General features: G+C 32.7%; 15 protein-coding genes, 1 tRNA gene and 1 pseudogene. 5 read left to right on the top strand and 12 right to left on the bottom strand.

Going from position 1 to position 16,900, the window contains the following annotated elements; genetic code table 11:
- Positions 1-32: 32 nt before the first annotated feature.
- The 3 genes from dprA to ACFE3K_RS04230 all read right to left on the bottom strand — a co-directional run bounded on the left by dprA (position 33) and on the right by ACFE3K_RS04230 (position 2,099).
- A complete protein-coding gene (gene dprA, locus ACFE3K_RS04240) occupies positions 33-959 on the bottom strand; it encodes a DNA-processing protein DprA (protein ID WP_375358379.1) in 927 nt (308 codons plus the stop codon).
- Positions 946-1,173 carry a DNA processing protein DprA gene (locus tag ACFE3K_RS04235; RefSeq protein WP_375358378.1) on the bottom strand — a complete coding sequence of 76 codons (228 nt, stop codon included), beginning with the start codon at positions 1,171-1,173 and terminating at the stop codon, positions 946-948. The genes dprA and ACFE3K_RS04235 overlap by 14 nt, the downstream gene beginning before the upstream one ends.
- Positions 1,174-1,496: 323 nt before the next feature.
- Positions 1,497-2,099, bottom strand: coding sequence for a peroxiredoxin (locus tag ACFE3K_RS04230; protein WP_341747226.1), 603 nt, complete (start codon positions 2,097-2,099; stop codon positions 1,497-1,499).
- A gap of 464 nt (positions 2,100-2,563) precedes the next feature.
- On the opposite strand from ACFE3K_RS04230, the gene ACFE3K_RS04225 reads away from it, so the two are divergent.
- Positions 2,564-3,274, top strand: a complete 711-nt coding sequence (locus ACFE3K_RS04225) for an IS6 family transposase (protein WP_375358336.1) — start codon at positions 2,564-2,566, stop codon at positions 3,272-3,274.
- Between the two features lie 81 nt (positions 3,275-3,355).
- On the opposite strand, the gene secB is transcribed toward ACFE3K_RS04225, so the two are convergent.
- The 4 genes from secB to ACFE3K_RS04200 all read right to left on the bottom strand — a co-directional run bounded on the left by secB (position 3,356) and on the right by ACFE3K_RS04200 (position 5,974).
- Positions 3,356-3,805, bottom strand: coding sequence for a protein-export chaperone SecB (gene secB / locus ACFE3K_RS04220; protein WP_375358377.1), 450 nt, complete (start codon positions 3,803-3,805; stop codon positions 3,356-3,358).
- 28 nt (positions 3,806-3,833) lie between these two features.
- Complete coding sequence (gene dcd, locus ACFE3K_RS04215; protein WP_375358376.1) at positions 3,834-4,400, bottom strand: dCTP deaminase; 567 nt, start codon at positions 4,398-4,400, stop codon at positions 3,834-3,836.
- A 703-nt stretch (positions 4,401-5,103) separates the two neighbouring features.
- Entirely contained in the window at positions 5,104-5,535 is a 432-nt protein-coding gene (locus ACFE3K_RS04205; RefSeq protein ID WP_375358375.1) for a copper chaperone PCu(A)C, read from the bottom strand.
- A gap of 181 nt (positions 5,536-5,716) precedes the next feature.
- Entirely contained in the window at positions 5,717-5,974 is a 258-nt protein-coding gene (locus tag ACFE3K_RS04200) for a DUF2671 domain-containing protein (RefSeq protein ID WP_342260299.1), read from the bottom strand.
- Positions 5,975-6,099: 125 nt separating this feature from the next.
- Between ACFE3K_RS04200 and ACFE3K_RS04195 the strand changes: the two genes are divergently transcribed.
- Positions 6,100-7,869, top strand: coding sequence for an ABC transporter ATP-binding protein (locus tag ACFE3K_RS04195; protein ID WP_375358374.1), 1,770 nt, complete (start codon positions 6,100-6,102; stop codon positions 7,867-7,869).
- Positions 7,870-7,997: 128 nt separating this feature from the next.
- On the opposite strand, the gene ACFE3K_RS04190 is transcribed toward ACFE3K_RS04195, so the two are convergent.
- On the bottom strand, positions 7,998-8,708 hold the full coding sequence (locus ACFE3K_RS04190; RefSeq protein WP_375358373.1) for an IS6 family transposase: 711 nt from the start codon (positions 8,706-8,708) through the stop codon (positions 7,998-8,000).
- A gap of 502 nt (positions 8,709-9,210) precedes the next feature.
- Here ACFE3K_RS04190 and ACFE3K_RS04185 point away from each other — a divergent pair.
- Together ACFE3K_RS04185 and ACFE3K_RS04180 are read left to right on the top strand one after the other, a co-directional pair.
- Positions 9,211-9,287, top strand: a tRNA-Asp gene (locus ACFE3K_RS04185).
- A 203-nt stretch (positions 9,288-9,490) separates the two neighbouring features.
- Positions 9,491-10,201 carry an IS6 family transposase gene (locus ACFE3K_RS04180; protein ID WP_375358372.1) on the top strand — a complete coding sequence of 237 codons (711 nt, stop codon included), beginning with the start codon at positions 9,491-9,493 and terminating at the stop codon, positions 10,199-10,201.
- A gap of 252 nt (positions 10,202-10,453) precedes the next feature.
- Here the strand turns inward: ACFE3K_RS04180 and ACFE3K_RS04175 are convergent, their stop codons facing one another.
- Together ACFE3K_RS04175 and ACFE3K_RS04170 are read right to left on the bottom strand one after the other, a co-directional pair.
- On the bottom strand, positions 10,454-11,293 hold the full coding sequence (locus ACFE3K_RS04175; protein ID WP_375358371.1) for a hypothetical protein: 840 nt from the start codon (positions 11,291-11,293) through the stop codon (positions 10,454-10,456).
- Between the two features lie 105 nt (positions 11,294-11,398).
- A complete protein-coding gene (locus ACFE3K_RS04170) occupies positions 11,399-13,087 on the bottom strand; it encodes a peptidylprolyl isomerase (protein WP_375358370.1) in 1,689 nt (562 codons plus the stop codon).
- 214 nt (positions 13,088-13,301) lie between these two features.
- Between ACFE3K_RS04170 and ACFE3K_RS04165 the strand changes: the two are divergent.
- Positions 13,302-14,021, top strand: a pseudogene (locus ACFE3K_RS04165) (IS6 family transposase).
- A gap of 119 nt (positions 14,022-14,140) precedes the next feature.
- On the opposite strand, the gene ACFE3K_RS04160 reads toward ACFE3K_RS04165, so the two are convergent.
- Together ACFE3K_RS04160 and ACFE3K_RS04155 are read right to left on the bottom strand one after the other, a co-directional pair.
- Entirely contained in the window at positions 14,141-15,871 is a 1,731-nt protein-coding gene (locus ACFE3K_RS04160) for an aminopeptidase P family protein (RefSeq protein WP_375358369.1), read from the bottom strand.
- A gap of 24 nt (positions 15,872-15,895) precedes the next feature.
- Positions 15,896-16,567, bottom strand: a complete 672-nt coding sequence (locus tag ACFE3K_RS04155) for a helix-turn-helix domain-containing protein (RefSeq protein ID WP_375358368.1) — start codon at positions 16,565-16,567, stop codon at positions 15,896-15,898.
- Positions 16,568-16,900 lie beyond the last annotated feature (333 nt).

Genomic DNA, 16,900 nt, shown 5'->3' with positions numbered 1-16,900 from the left:
GTGAAATTTGGTTCTACGCTGTTGGCTAAACTTTACGTAGGTTGGATTTTCACCAACTGTAATTTACCCGCTTTGCCTAACGCCATCATATATATAACCTGCAAAGGTAGCTGCGTTTGATGCAAACAATCAAAATCTATAGGAGTTGAAGATAAAAGCTCCTTAACTTTCATACGCATATCGTTGGTAATTGGGTTAGCATATTTTATATCTAACGCTTTAAACTGGTTATTCTCAGCTGAATCATTCGCCACATCCTTAGATTTGCTGACAACCTTAGAAACATGTGGTAGATTAGTTACTATATCTTGGGTAGATTCCACCATATATGCTCCTTCCTTGATAAGTTTATTAGTACCCTGACATCTAGGATCTAACGGAAATCCTGGCACTGCGAATACTTCTCTATTCTGTTCTAAAGCAAACCTTGCTGTTATTAATGATCCAGATTTTAGGCTTGCCTCAATTACTACCGTTCCAAGAGATATACCAGAAATCAATCGATTACGTTGTGGGAAATGTTGTCCAAGAGGTTTTGAACCTATTGGTAATTCAGCAATTATTAACCCCTCTTGCTGAATTTGCTCGAATAATTTAACATTTTCTAGGGGATAGACATGATCAATTCCTCCAGCGATAACTCCTATTGTTTTAGAGATATTAACTTGATGCACTGCCGTATCAATACCTCTTGCAAGTCCAGAAACCATTATATAATCTGCGTCCGTCAATTCCTTAGCGATTCTAGCTGCAAAAGCACGACCATTTACTGAAGCATTTCTTGCTCCAACAATTGCTAAACATCTTTCGTGTGATAATAACCCGATATTGCCCTTATAACTTAGTATAGGCGGGCAATCAAAAATCTCTAACAATAACCTTGAATATTCTAAAGACTTATAGGTAATAATTTTGGCGTTATTCTTTTCCAAAAGCTCAAGTTCTTTAACTTGCCTCACTTTGTGAAAATACCTTTACTGGTTTAGAGCGTCCACCTCGCAGTGAGAATTCTTGTATATTTTCAATTGCAGTACTACTACTACCAAATATCTTTATTAAACTCCAAAAAGTCCTTGGACCAACATTTTCACTCCTAATTAGTCTTAGAATATCAATTGTTTCTTTTGTATAAGATACTCGGTTAGTATCCAAAAATAGCTCCTTAAGTATCAAATCTCTTGCTTTGGCTATTAAGCTTACTTTGATATAAATTATCCCTTACGCGAATTCGAGATAAGAATTTGTCAATTCTTATCCCAAATTGGAGTCTCTTAGATGATATTTGCAGTATATAACAAAATTTTCCCCCACTAAGTAAAAAAACAATTAATTTCTAACTAGAGAAGTTTAAAAGCTACAACTAGCGGTAGAAACCTGCATAAACCTATGCGTGTCATATATGGTAATCTCGATGTCATCTCTAGCTACGGTATACGGTACATTGGTGTTCGTAGCTAGCAATGACATCTACTGATCCAGCAAACCTACTCTATATACTATAATTTTTCTGCATTGGAAGCTAAGTAATCTGCGACTCCTTTATGTGATGGGGTAATACCTTCATCACCTTTATGCCACCCAGCTGGACATACTTCACCATGCTTTGCATTATAGTCTAGGGCATCTATCAGTCTTATTACTTCATCAATATTTCTACCAATTGGCAAATCATTAACTGACAAATGGCGTACTATGAATTCTTCATCAATAACAAAAGTACCACGCAGTGATATTCCATCATCATGAAGTACATTATAACTATGTGAGGCATTTTTATTAAGATCTGCCACCATAGGAATTTGGATATTGCCAACACCACCTTTATTGTAAGGAGTATTCTTCCAAGCCAAATGAGAAAAATGCGAGTCAACGCTTATTGCTATTAACTTTGTATTTCTTTCAGTAAATTCTCCTAATCTATTATTAAAGGCTATAATTTCTGATGGACAAACAAAAGTAAAATCTAGGGGATAAAAAAACAATACAACTTTATGACCCTTAGCATAATTTTTAAGATTAAATTCAGATTCTATACTATTATCAGGCATAATAGCTTTAGCTGTAAAATCCGGTGCAGCTTTTCCAACGAATACTTGCATTTTAAATTCCTTCAGTTTCAAGTGATTAAAAATATTTCTTATGATAACCTTAAGTATCGATGTAGCAAATTAATACTAGGCTCAAGTAATTATCCTCATTAGGGGTGATGTCACCCTAGGCTATTAAACCGATGTCTTACATCGAACTCAAGTTATGATACACAAAATAATAACGTATTACAATACCAAATCTTAAATGAATTAGCAGAGTAATTTAAAAATTGCAATCAATAGTTGAGTGTATGCCATAATCGGAAATGGTACGAGAACTATAAGTCATGTAATAAATAATCACTCACCTTACGTATACTGCTTGTAAATGAAGAGTTGGTAGACGATAGTATAACTTCAAGAAGAGCTAGGAGGGCACCGTCAAGTTAAGAGAAATGTAAATTAAGTATTGAGCAAATGTAGGGAATAATTTATAGATTATCAGTAACAATTGTTACCTAAATTTCAGTGCTATGTGTATTATTCAATCCCCAAAGAGACATCGTTTTCCAGTAATCATTATTAGCCATGCAGTATGGTTATATCATCGATTCAATAATAGTTACAGAGATGTACAAGAACAGATGGCCTATCGAGGTATTATTTTAAGTCATGAGACAGTAAGATTTTGGTGCAATAAATTTGCGGTTTATTTTCAAGATGTTATCAGAAAGCGAGAGAGAAAACCAACTGATAAATGGCATTTAGATGAGATGAATATTAAGATTCAAGTCGAGGTATTGATATTATGGAGAGCTGTTGACTCTGAGGGGCATGAATTAGAAGTATTACTGCAGAAGCGTCGTAACAAAAAATCAGCTATTCGTTTTTTATCAAAATTATTGGGTCATTATCCAGCTCCAAGAGTAATTGTTACTGATAAGCTCAGAAGTTACATTAAGCCGATTAAGCTTATGTGCCCTAAAACTGAGCATCGCACTCATAAAAGACTAAATAATCGTGTTGAGAATGCTCATCAACCAACTAGGCGCAACGAGAAGATATTAATTAAATTTAAGCATCCTAATTCAGCCCACTGTAAATTATCACTGATGGGAAAAGTCAGAAATATATTTGCCGTAAATGTTGGAAGATATAGTAAAACAGCAATTGAGCAAAGAATTGCATTTGCATCAGCTAAATCCATTTGGGACGAAGCCACTCAAAGACTTCTTGCTGCCTGAAATCTAAAAATATAGCTCTTTTTGATACTATTTTACTTAACTTGACGGTGCCTTTTTAAATGCTATACGTAAGGTGAATGGTTAATTATCATTTTCTTGCATTTTTTTATGATATAAAGCACCAAAATCAATCGGGTCAATCATCAATGGTTGGAAACCACCATCCTGAGTGACATCAGCAATAATTTTTCTAGCAAATGGGAAAATCATTGCTGGACAATGAATTGCTAGTATTATTTGGTGTTGATCTTCCTCTATATTAATTAAATTAAAAACCCCTGCATATTTTAAGTCCACTATAAATAGTCTATGCTTTTCACTCATTGCTTTAGCTTCTATACTTAATTCTACCTCATAAAAATTCTCTTCAGGTAAATTAGAAATATTGAGGTCTAGGAATAAGTCAATTTGTGGATTACGTTCCAAAGATACTAAAGCTCTCGGAGCGTCTGGATTTTCAAAAGATAAATCCTTTATGTATTGTGCATTAACAGCGATATGAGGCATTTCTTTTTGGTTAGTATCTTTCATAATAATATAATCCTTTACATTTTAAATTTTAAGTTATTGGAAGGGTAACACCTTTTTGTTTCATATATTTCCCATAACGATCGGCATAAGATATATTACAAGTTTGTTCACCTTTTAAAAACAAAAATTGACATGCTCCTTCATTAGCATAAATTCTTGCTGGCAGTGGGGTAGTATTGGAAAACTCTAATGTTACATGCCCTTCCCATTCCGGTTCTAACGGCGTTACGTTAACAATTATACCACATCTTGCATAGGTTGATTTACCAACACAGATAACTAGCACATCTCTTGGAATTTTAAAATACTCAATTGTTCTTGCTAAGGCAAAACTGTTTGGCGGAATAATACAAACATCAACCTCTCTGTCTACTAAACTATATTCATCAAAATTTTTTGGATCAACTATTGCCGAATTAATATTAGTAAATATTTTAAATTCCTTCGAGACTCTTGCATCATAACCGTATGAAGATAAACCATAAGAAATAATTCTCTCTGAAGTATTCAATCTAACCTGCGTGTCAGTAAAAGGTGCAATCATATCGTGTTCTATACACATTTTTCTTATCCAATTATCAGACATAATGGTCATATATAATTACACATACTATGTTTAAATTACCGAATATAAATGATATAGTTAAAAATTAAAAGTACTAAAACTTTAATTAGCAGCTTTAATTAGCAGAGCATCCTCATTAAAATATTTATATATTCTTCTACTTTAACCTTAGTGCGATATAAGAATTAATAATTCTTATATCGATACTTGCTTTGTTATAAGGAAAAATGCACTCTTGAAGCGGTTCTACACCTGATTGTTTCTATATATAATACTGAATTCGATGTAACTTGTTACATCGAATTCAGGTTAATTTAAATAATTAGTTTCGCAAAACTGTAGGAGATTCACGTATATACTCAAATAATTTGAAGAATTGGATTTGAAAATGAATGATGAGCATGCGAATCCATGATATTTTCAAAAAACAATTCGTAGGAGCAAAAGAGTATACTCGGATGATCTAAAGAATGGGAACAACAAACAAGGAAAGCTTTGCCAGCATAGGATGACATCTAGACTACCGATACTAGAGTTAACAATAGCTGGCATATAAGGCAAATATCCATTCATTAGACCTCTTTCGAAACTCTACTTCTGCTGGTGATTTGGAATGATGCGGTACTCGAATCCGTAACGGAATTAGAGTACGCTGCGGTTCGAGGTGAAGCGTCTCCTGCAAATCCCTCAGCATAAGCAAGTTTCGAAAGAGGTCTATTATAAGAACGACTAACTACTTTGTTTTTACTTCTACTTGAACAACTTTCTGAAGACCATTATCGAAATATAAGGATAAATCAAAATTATCACCAACTTTTAGTATAGTTCTTAGATCCAAGAGCATAATATGCATACCACCCGGTTGTAAAATAGCACTACTTTTAGCTGGGATGACTAGCTTATCAAGTTTTACCATTTTACTAACCCCTTTTTCATCAACAAAACTTTTATGTAATTCAACCTTGTTAGCTATATCTGAAGAAATATTTACCAAATTGTAATCGAGGTCAGAGTCATTCAAAATCTCAAAATATATTGCAGAATTATTATTTTTGCTAACAGTAGCAGAAGGTCTTGCCCAAGCATTTAGTATTGTAACAGATGCAGTTAATGCAGTAGGAGCTGATGCTTCTAATGATGCTGCTGGATTGTTATTACTTGGCATGGTAGTTGCAAAACATATTGATAGACTAAAATATAAAGTAACAGCAATGAAGGTTACTATGTTCTTAAGTAGCATATTATTACCATAAATTAATTACACAATCGATTCACTTAATTATATACATATTATACATACACTAAGTATATTTTGCAAAAAAATAATATATTTATAGTGTATAATGCTAACTTTGGCTTACTTTAACAAATTTTTGTTTAAAAGAATCCCAATGATAATGAACATTTACTGTTTTAATTTCTGTAACTGTAATATCTCCATTAGGTAACTGTGCAACATCAAAGCCTTTTTGTATAGATTCAGTAATTAGAGTCGTTGATTGACAAATATACCTAACATTAAAAAAGGGATTATTATCAGTATCTAATGAGTTTGTAGTTTTCTTAGTTGGGGTATTCAAAATAGGTACGTTTTTTTCTTTCATTCTAAACAACTTCAGATATTCTGTACGTTTTTATAATAGTTTAGTAATAAGGTGGCAAGAGTTTGTTGTTAGATTAATTTAGGTTATTTAGTCTAATTAGTTTTTTTTGTAATGAGGTGTGTGCTGTGTTAGAAGGTTTTGATTTTTCAAAGTCTGCAATAAGGTTATTTTTCTATTTTTTAAAGAAAAGAAGAATTAAACTAACTATTTTAGGGGTGTTATGCATAATACGGGGAATGATACCAGCTATTGATAGTGTGTTGCTACAAAAAGTTATAAATTTGATTGAGTCTTTTTCTAATGAAACAGTTAAAGACCTACCTTCCTCCATGTTGTTTTGGGCAATAATATATGCATTTTGGTGGGTATGTGTAAATACTATGTGGCGAATTTATGATTATATTTATCTAAAAACCATGCCATATATCAAAGCTCAGATATTAGACGAAATGTATAATTACACTCAGTACCATAATCATAGATTTTTTCAAGAAAACCTTGCTGGTCATATTACCAATCGTATTACTGAAGGGGCTAGATCTTTTGAAATGGTTTTGTCTTTATTTGGAGAGAAAATTCTATACAAACTAGCTATAATTGTTTTTGCTCTTGGAACAATGTACTGGATACATCAAATATTTGCTACTATATTCCTTATACATATTTGTGTTTTTGTAGGGACTAGTGTTATCTGTTCAAGTACAATAAACAAATATTCAGTAAATTATGCACGAAGCAAATCAATAGTTGCCGGCAGTATTGTTGATGCAATTGCAAATATTGGTGCAATACGGATGTTTACTTCTCATAAATTTGAACGCCAGAATCTAGAAGTAAGGATAGATGATGCTGTAGTTAATGAACAAATTATGCAACTCTTTATGTTTAAGCTACGTATTGTACTAGGCATAGCTTGTTCTATAATGATTTTTATAATGGTTTATTATCTAGCTCAACTTCGTAGTCAAATGCAAATAACTATAGGAGATTGCGTGTTGATACTTACTTTATCTATAACGGTTAGTAGTGAAATTTGGGATCTAACGCAGGAAGTAGGAGATATGTTCGAAGAGTTTGGTTCTTTTAATCAAAGTGTATCATTAATGAAACCTCATATTATAGAAGATATTGAGAATGCCCATCTTCTAAAGGTTACAAAAGGTGAGATAATATTTAAAAATGTTAGTTTTAAATATTACCATAATAATAATTTATTTGAGAATAAATCCGTTACAATTTTGAGTCAACAAAGGGTCGGATTAGTAGGGTTTTCTGGTTCAGGAAAAACAACTTTTATTAATCTTATTACACGGTTGCACGATATAGACCAAGGAGAAATTCTAATTGATTGGCAAAATATTAGATATGTAACTCAAGATTCTTTACGAGAAAATATTAGTATAATACCGCAAGAACCAATCCTATTTCATAGGACAGTCATGGATAATATTAGATATGGAAAAAAAGATGCTAGCTTAGAAGAGATAATAGAGGCAGCAAAACTAGCTCATATACATGAATTTATTGAGAGCCTAACAGAAGGATACCAAAGCTTATGTGGTGAAAGGGGTAATAACTTGTCAGGTGGTCAGAGGCAGAGAATAATAATAGCACGGGCAATATTAAAGAATGCTCCAATATTAATTCTTGATGAAGCAACAAGTAGTCTAGATACTGAGACTGAGGAGTTGATACAAGATTCTCTATATTACTTAATGCAAAATAAAACTGTATTAGTTATAGCTCATAGATTATCAACTTTGTTGAATATGGATAGAATTTTGGTTTTTAATGAAGGTAGCATAGTTGAAGATGGACAACATGAGGAATTACTAAAAAACAGTAAATTGTACAAAAAACTATGGAAATCACAAGTAAAAGGCTTAATAATTTAAAGAAATTGCTGATTATTTCACCTTATATACTCGGTGAACTTCAAGAATTGGCGTTCTCGCGACCAAAGATCGAAGCGGCACCGTCAAGTTAAGTAAAATAGTATCAAAAAGAGCTATATTTTTAGATTTCAGGCAGCAAGAAGTCTTTGAGTGGCTTCGTCCAAAATGGATTTAGCTGATGCAAATGCAATTCTTTGCTCAATTGCTGTTTTACTATATCTTCCAACATTTACGGCAAATATATTTCTGACTTTTCCCATCAGTGATAATTTACAGTGGGCTGAATTAGGATGCTTAAATTTAATTAATATCTTCTCGTTGCGCCTAGTTGGTTGATGAGCATTCTCAACACGATTATTTAGTCTTTTATGAGTGCGATGCTCAGTTTTAGGGCACATAAGCTTAATCGGCTTAATGTAACTTCTGAGCTTATCAGTAACAATTACTCTTGGAGCTGGATCATGACCCAATAATTTTGATAAAAAACGAATAGCTGATTTTTTATTACGACGCTTCTGCAGTAATACTTCTAATTCATGCCCCTCAGAGTCAACAGCTCTCCATAATATAAATACCTCGCCTTTAATCTTAATATTCATCTCATCTAAATGCCATTTATCAGTTGGTTTTCTCTCTCGCTTTCTGATAACATCTTGAAAATAAACCGCAAATTTATTGCACCAAAATCTTACTGTCTCATGACTTAAAATAATACCTCGATAGGCCATCTGTTCTTGTACATCTCTGTAACTATTATTGAATCGATGATATAACCATACTGCATGGCTAATAATGATTACTGGAAAACGATGTCTCTTTGGGGATTGAATAATACACATAGCACTGAAATTTAGGTAACAATTGTTACTGATAATCTATAAATTATTCCCTACATTTGCTCAATACTTAATTTACATTTCTCTTAACTTGACGGTGCCCTAATAATGCTTACTGGAAAACGATGTCTCTTTGGGGATTGAATAATACACATAGCACTGAAATTTAGGTAACAATTGTCACTGATAATCTATAAATTATTCCCTACATTTGCTCAATACTTAATTTACATTTCTCTTAACTTGACGGTGCCTATAAGCAATCAAGTTCAATTAGTTACTGATGAGTTCTTGACAGGGGAGTTGACTTTATATATATTACGGCTTACCTATATATACTCGATGAAAATCAAGAATTGCGTTGTTGTCTTCAGGGATCGTAGGTAGCCACGTACTAAATGTACTCTCCGCTCCTTGACCCTTCGACTCCTGCTACTATCATAATTTTGATCTTCGTCTATCAACTCTTCATTTACGAGTAGTATATCATAGTAAGCCTGATAAAGGGGGTGTAGCTCAGTTGGTTAGAGCGTCTGCCTGTCACGCAGAAGGTCGTGGGTTCGAGTCCCATCACTCCCGCCAATCCCTATCAGGGTTTCAGGATTTTCTTACTTTACTAAAAATTTCATATGTAACTTCTCAGACAAATTTCCTGAAATTTGACCTACAAAAAAATCTATTTTTAAGGCACCGTCAAGTTAAGAGAAATGTAAATTAAGTATTGAGCAAATGTAGGGAATAATTTATAGATTATCAGTAACAATTGTTACCTAAATTTCAGTGCTATGTGTATTATTCAATCCCCAAAGAGACATCGTTTTCCAGTAATCATTATTAGCCATGCAGTATGGTTATATCATCGATTCAATAATAGTTACAGAGATGTACAAGAACAGATGGCCTATCGAGGTATTATTTTAAGTCATGAGACAGTAAGATTTTGGTGCAATAAATTTGCGGTTTATTTTCAAGATGTTATCAGAAAGCGAGAGAGAAAACCAACTGATAAATGGCATTTAGATGAGATGAATATTAAGATTAAAGGCGAGGTATTTATATTATGGAGAGCTGTTGACTCTGAGGGGCATGAATTAGAAGTATTACTGCAGAAGCGTCGTAATAAAAAATCAGCTATTCGTTTTTTATCAAAATTATTGGGTCATTATCCAGCTCCAAGAGTAATTGTTACTGATAAGCTCAGAAGTTACATTAAGCCGATTAAGCTTATGTGCCCTAAAACTGAGCATCGCACTCATAAAAGACTAAATAATCGTGTTGAGAATGCTCATCAACCAACTAGGCGCAACGAGAAGATATTAATTAAATTTAAGCATCCTAATTCAGCCCACTGTAAATTATCACTGATGGGAAAAGTCAGAAATATATTTGCCGTAAATGTTGGAAGATATAGTAAAACAGCAATTGAGCAAAGAATTGCATTTGCATCAGCTAAATCCATTTTGGACGAAGCCACTCAAAGACTTCTTGCTGCCTGAAATCTAAAAATATAGCTCTTTTTGATACTATTTTACTTAACTTGACGGTGCCCTCTTAACTTGACGGTGCCTAAAACAGCAATTGAGCAAAGAATTGCATTTGCATCAGCTAAATCCATTTGGGACGAAGCCACTCAAAGGCTTCTTGCTGCCTGAAATCTAAAAATATAGCTCTTTTTGATACTATTTTACTTAACTTGACGGTGCCGTTTTTTAACTTTCAACAATTGTGGTATAACCACAAAGCTGAGCTTAATCATGATGATATACAATACCTGAAAACTCTAGGTTATTCTCATCAGATTCTGATCTTGAAACATCATGCACTGCTTCACTATATGGAGGTGGTGGGGCATGTTTACGAACTTTCGGCGGATAGTGCACTGTATGGGCTGTAGTTGTAATATTTGGAGATAATTGTGGGTATAAATGTTGATTAAGTGGTAGTACACTAGGTGGTGCAGAAGCTACTGCTGGATGGTTGTTATTAGTAACATACGTATTATTACAGTTACTTGATCCTTCAAGAAGAGTTGATAGGGGTAGTGCTGGAGTACTTGCTCCACATTCAGCTTGATGTGCTTCTAGTATTATCTTATATTCTTCCCGTTTAACTTCTAAATATTTATCCAAATTTTCAAAAAAAGTATTTTCTGTTATCCATATTCTAGTTATTCCTGGTGCACCCTTCTTAATTATATAGCTCAACCCAGCAATCTTCAGTGTTTCCTTAAAATCATGTTGGTCAATACATTTAAGTAACTTTCTAGCTTGAATTATTGTGTGTATTTGGTCACTACGTTCTTCAAACTTTTTGCAATTAACTGTATTATACTTTGATAAGACAGATTGTTGACTATGCAGACCTTTTAAACTAGCTTTTAATTCCTGACTAGCTGATGATCTATCTTCCGTAGTTTTTACAAAATTACAACATTCCTCCAAATTAGCAGCCTTCAATATCTCATAAACACTACTATCAGTAGCAAACAACTTTATAGCTCGTTCTGTCTTATAAATTTTATTCTCAAGTAATTGTTTTGCGGTAGAAAGCCTTACTAATAGCGTACGATCTTTTGACATAATAAACACATAATTAAAATTATATTAATATGACATATTATAATCTTAATATATATTAATATGCAAGGTTTAGTAACAATATAGTTAAAATTAGTTATCTAATTTATATCATGATCACATACTATTTTGTTTCATTTTATTTTTCTTGATGGCATAGCTAATCAGCTCATCCATAGCATTGTTTCTTATGGCTACTGCAATATCTACTTCATTTTTTTTCTGAATTTCTTGCCTTTTCATCTTATCAATTCTTTTTGATTTTACGTAAGCAAAATACGCCCTATCTTGTGACTGAAAAACTGGAGTATTGGAATCAATGTTAGCATTAAAAATTGCTGATAGTAATTCTGTTGGTAATTGCTGATTATTATGAACTTCATACCTAGAAAAAGTTGCAGCTTGGTTGGTAGTAATATCTAGAGGTTTTTTACTTTTACCAGGTTTATATTCTTTAGCAAGACTCTCTATGTTTCCTAAATTTATCTTTCTAATATATTGTTTATACCATAGTTCGTATACTTGATCCTTGACTGCCGAGAATTCTTGTAGTTTACTTGGCTGAATAGATTTAATCTCAACCAATATAAAAGCTCCTGTATCAGTTAGTTCCATTGGATATGATAATTCTCCTTCTGCAAGATCAAAAATACTGTCAGCATTTTTGCCAAGATCAACATACCATTCGCCTTTTAAGTGTTGGCGTTGTGGCACGATGGGACTTCGCGTAGGAACAACGGTTTGACTAAGCCTAGTCTGCTCGCCACTCGCAGGCTTAGCCAACTCTTGAAATTCATCTTGTATATTATTAGTTAAATCCTTATAACTTACAGAATCTAAATTCTGTATTGGTAATTCATATTTTTTGGCAATTTCTGTTAAACTTGAACCAGCTGCCACATCATCTTCTAGATTTTTTGCTAACAGTAGCTTCAGCTCTTCTATTTTTTGTTGTTGCAATAATTCATTAACCTGTTTTCGTACCTCGCTAAATTTTTTATTAGCAAATTCTTCTTGGTTATCCTGATACAACTTTAATAATTCTGCATCGCTATTATGAATTTGCTTACCTAACACTTCACTTGATATTTTTACATAAGACAAGCTACGTTTTTCTGGTATTTCAAATAACTCTTGATTCTCCTTGTATAGCTCTTCTAACTCGACCGGAGTTGCATAAGTCATAAACGCACCTTTAGGTTGGGCTTTTAAGTCAATTTGTACAAGGTCGACATCTCTTGTTTCGGCCATATAGTCTACGATATTTTTGACCATTATTTTTGGTGTTTGAAATGATTCTATAAAAATACTAATTAGAGTATTCTTTAAGGTATGTTCTTTAACATCAAATACATAGTCCTCCTCATTAATATAAGAGTTTTTTAAAAAACCTTTAAAGAGTGCTATGTCAAATAGACCTTGCTCATTCTTAAAATTAGCGGATTCTTTAATAAACTGAATCACAGTATCATCAGTTATATCTAGATTATAATAGTGTACTAAATAATTCATAATGCGATTATTGATAAGTTTTTTAATAATAAAATTATCAATATTCAACTGCTTTATATCTTCTTCACTAAGATGTGTTCCAGTTTGTTTTTGAATAACACGAATTTGTTCGGCTTTTGCTTTTAGAAAATCTTCTTCACTAATAGTTTTTGCATCAGAAAATGTAATCAAATCAAAATTATTGGTAGTCTGTAATACATCTTTAATTCCCCATCCAACAAATGCAAAGGCAATCATTCCAAGTAAAACACGCATTACAAAACTATCAGCAGTGTTTCTAATATTATTTAACATAAATTATAAATTTCTTCTGCAAGTTTTTGTAGTATACTACAATAGTTCTGTACACTAATATCTGCAAGCGATTTTTATGAAAAAACTTATTATTGCTAACTGGAAAATGCATATAGGCACCGTCAAGTTAAGAGAAATGTAAATTAAGTATTGAGCAAATGTAGGGAATAATTTATAGATTATCAGTGACAATTGTTACCTAAATTTCAGTGCTATGTGTATTATTCAATCCCCAAAGAGACATCGTTTTCCAGTAAGCATTATTAGCCATGCAGTATGGTTATATCATCGATTCAATAATAGTTACAGAGATGTACAAGAACAAATGGCCTATCGAGGTATTATTTTAAGTCATGAGACAGTAAGATTTTGGTGCAATAAATTTGCGGTTTATTTTCAAGATGTTATCAGAAAGCGAGAGAGGAAACCAACTGATAAATGGCATTTAGATGAGATGAATATTAAGATTCAAGTCGAGGTATTGATATTATGGAGAGCTGTTGACTCTGAGGGGCATGAATTAGAAGTATTACTGCAGAAGCGTCGTAATAAAAAATCAGCTATTCGTTTTTTATCAAAATGATTGGGTCATTATCCAGCTCCAAGAGTAATTGTTACTGATAAGCTCAGAAGTTACATTAAGCCGATTAAGCTTATGTGCCCTAAAACTGAGCATCGCACTCATAAAAGACTAAATAATCGTGTTGAGAATGCTCATCAACCAACTAGGCGCAACGAGAAGATATTAATTAAATTTAAGCATCCTAATTCAGCCCACTGTAAATTATCACTGATGGGAAAAGTCAGAAATATATTTGCCGTAAATGTTGGAAGATATAGTAAAAAACAGCAATTGAGCAAAGAATTGCATTTGCATCAGCTAAATCCATTTTGGACGAAGCCACTCAAAGACTTCTTGCTGCCTGAAATCTAAAAATATAGCTCTTTTTGATACTATTTTACTTAACTTGACGGTGCCTTTTACTTAAAGAAAATATGACGTCTGAGTATATAGCCAAGATTACCGGTTTGAGTATTGAAGAAATCAACAAGCTAGAAAAGTAATTGATTACTTAACCATTTCTGTCCTCTAATTGAAAGTAGAGGATAAACTTGTTGTTTAATTTTTTGATAGTATTGTTTTATATAATTTATCTCATCTGCGTTTAGCATTCTGCGATCTATTAAATCTTTTGCATAAGGAACAAGGGTGAGAGTATCAAACTCTAGATAATTTTCATCCTGTGAAGTATTTTTGACATACATCAGATTTTCTATTCTAATACCAAATTCGTTTGTTTTATAATAACCTGGCTCGTTAGATACAATCATACTAGGTTCTAGAATAATGTTACTGCGTAAACTAATATTTTGCGGTCCTTCATGAACACTTAAGAAGCTACCAACACCATGACCTGTACCATGTGGGTAATCGTGTCCATCTCTCCATAAAAACTGCCTAGCTAGCACATCTAAATTACCTCCAGTAATAAGATTAACTGGAAACTTAATCATCGACAAAGCAATATGCCCCTTAAGAACTTGAGTGTAACGTAATTTTTGTTCTTTGTTAGGATACCCACCTATAGCAAAAGTCCTAGTTACATCAGTAGTACAACCGTTATATTGACCACCAGAATCAATTAATAATATACCTTTACCCAAGATTTTCTTTGCCCCCGTGCTTGTTGCTCGGTAATGAATTATAGCACTATTTTCCTTAAAGCCACATATAGTCGGGAAGCTATCCATAACATATTGATCTTGCTTAAATCTAAACTCTGTTAATATTGCTCCTAAATCATATTCAGTTTGATCTTGCAAATTTGGTAGTTCGAATAAATATGCAAAGAATTCGCATAGTGCCACCGCATCCTTAATATGGGAATTAATTGCATGGTTAATTTCAATATCGTTTTTACGGGCTTTAGCTAATTGACAAGGATCATTTATTTTTTCTATTATCTTAGTGCTTAGCAAATCTATGATATAATTGGAAGTGAAGTTTTCGTCAATTAGGACTTTATTAGCTTGACTCAATATATCAGCAAATTGTGCAGAAGGTAAGATAGTTACATGAGGACGAGCAAGTATAATATCTTGGTCTACCCTATTTGGATTAATAAATAAATATAGTTGGTTCTTAGTGATTAGGACTATAATAGCAAGCATCAATGGTGAATATGGAATGTCACTTGCTCTGAGATTTAATAACCAGCATATTGAATCTGCTGCAGTAACAATCATGGTATCTGCAGAATATTTAGTGAGTAGATTACGACACATGGTAATTTTATCACTATACGATTGACCAGCAAACTTATCATCATAAATACATATTTTTGATGATGGCTCTGCTGGTCTATTACGCCAAATTTGATCTACTAAATTATTAGATACTTTATGTAAACGAGGCTTTATTTTAGAAAATATTTTTAACTTAACATTAGTGAAGAGTTTCGCATCATATCCTAATATACCATCATTACCTAAATAATCATCCCAAGGAAAATAGGGTAAATCTTTAATATCAAAAATCTCAAAAATTTTTGGTTCTAGTTCACGCTTACTTTGTTCTAGATAACGACCATCTGTAAAAAATACCGCCTGATCTTTACAGATCACCACAATACCATTTGACCCACTAAAGTTAGTCATATATTGCAGTCGTTTAGCACTTTCATGAACATACTCGCTAAAATATCGATCATTAGACGGTACTATATAGGCATCTATTTTATACTTAGCGAAAAGCCCCCTAATATTGCTAATACGTTCTTGCATTAAATTATTATCAATAAAAAAGAATTATCTTCCTCTGGTACTATTAGGCGATTTCTTAATTAAAGAACTCACATGGCTGGGAGCAACATTATCTGTAGTCAGAGCTTTAGGTGATATATCACTTGCAATGGATTTCCCAATCAGTTGAGCGGCTTTTAGAACTTCAGGGCTCAATGTTTTTAAGTTACCTAAAGATATGTCTACCTTCTTCTCTCTTCCAAGCTGCGAAGTTCTACCTAGTATTTCATCAATAGAAACTTTAAAATAATCAGCAATAGCTATAACTGCTCCAGTACTTAGCATTTTTTGCTTATTACCATCTTCTCTTAAAAAAGCTCGAATGCTGTCTGGACTATCACTAACTTCTACTCCTAATTCGTATTGAGTCATTTTGTTTTTATTCATCTTTTCGGTGATAAAACTCTTCAAATTAGCACTTAATGCTTCTGGAGATAGTTGCATATATTCTTGTTTTTCTTGAGGCTCAAATCCCTTTCTATTTAGGACTTCATCAACAGAGCAGTCAAAATAATTTGCAAGTTTGATTATGTTCTTTATTTCAGGACGTCGATTACTCAACATCCCTCTCATAGTAGTCGTAGGAATGACTGCAAGTTCAGCAAGATCACTTGCCTTTAGTTGATTCTCTTCCATTTTATTCCTAAGGAATTCTTTTATATTTTCAATCCAGCCCATTGTAAATATTTTTTTTTATAAATTTGATCCGTGAAAAACGGTTTTTTCTTGACAATAAAAAATTGTCACAGTAAAGTTGTTTATCTTACTAAAGGAATTATTTAGTAAGATAAACTTTAAAAACTAAAACTATTCAGTACATAAATTCAACTACTACAAATATAGGTAAGTTGAATAAAAACGAAATAATACTAAATTGTTAGTTAAGCACAAAACCTCAATCATAAAAGGAAATGCCTTATGAATATATACAATATTTGTTCAGTAATCAAATTTATTCTTGCTTATTTAGCAACTTTCTTTTTAAAAATGCAACCTCAACTACCCTATCTA

It is taken from the genome of Candidatus Tisiphia endosymbiont of Neophilaenus lineatus (assembly GCF_964264975.1).
Taxonomy (GTDB): Bacteria; Pseudomonadota; Alphaproteobacteria; order Rickettsiales; family Rickettsiaceae; genus Tisiphia.
The sequence above is the reverse complement of the archived record's forward strand: the minus strand, read 5'-3'. Positions and strand labels throughout refer to the sequence as shown.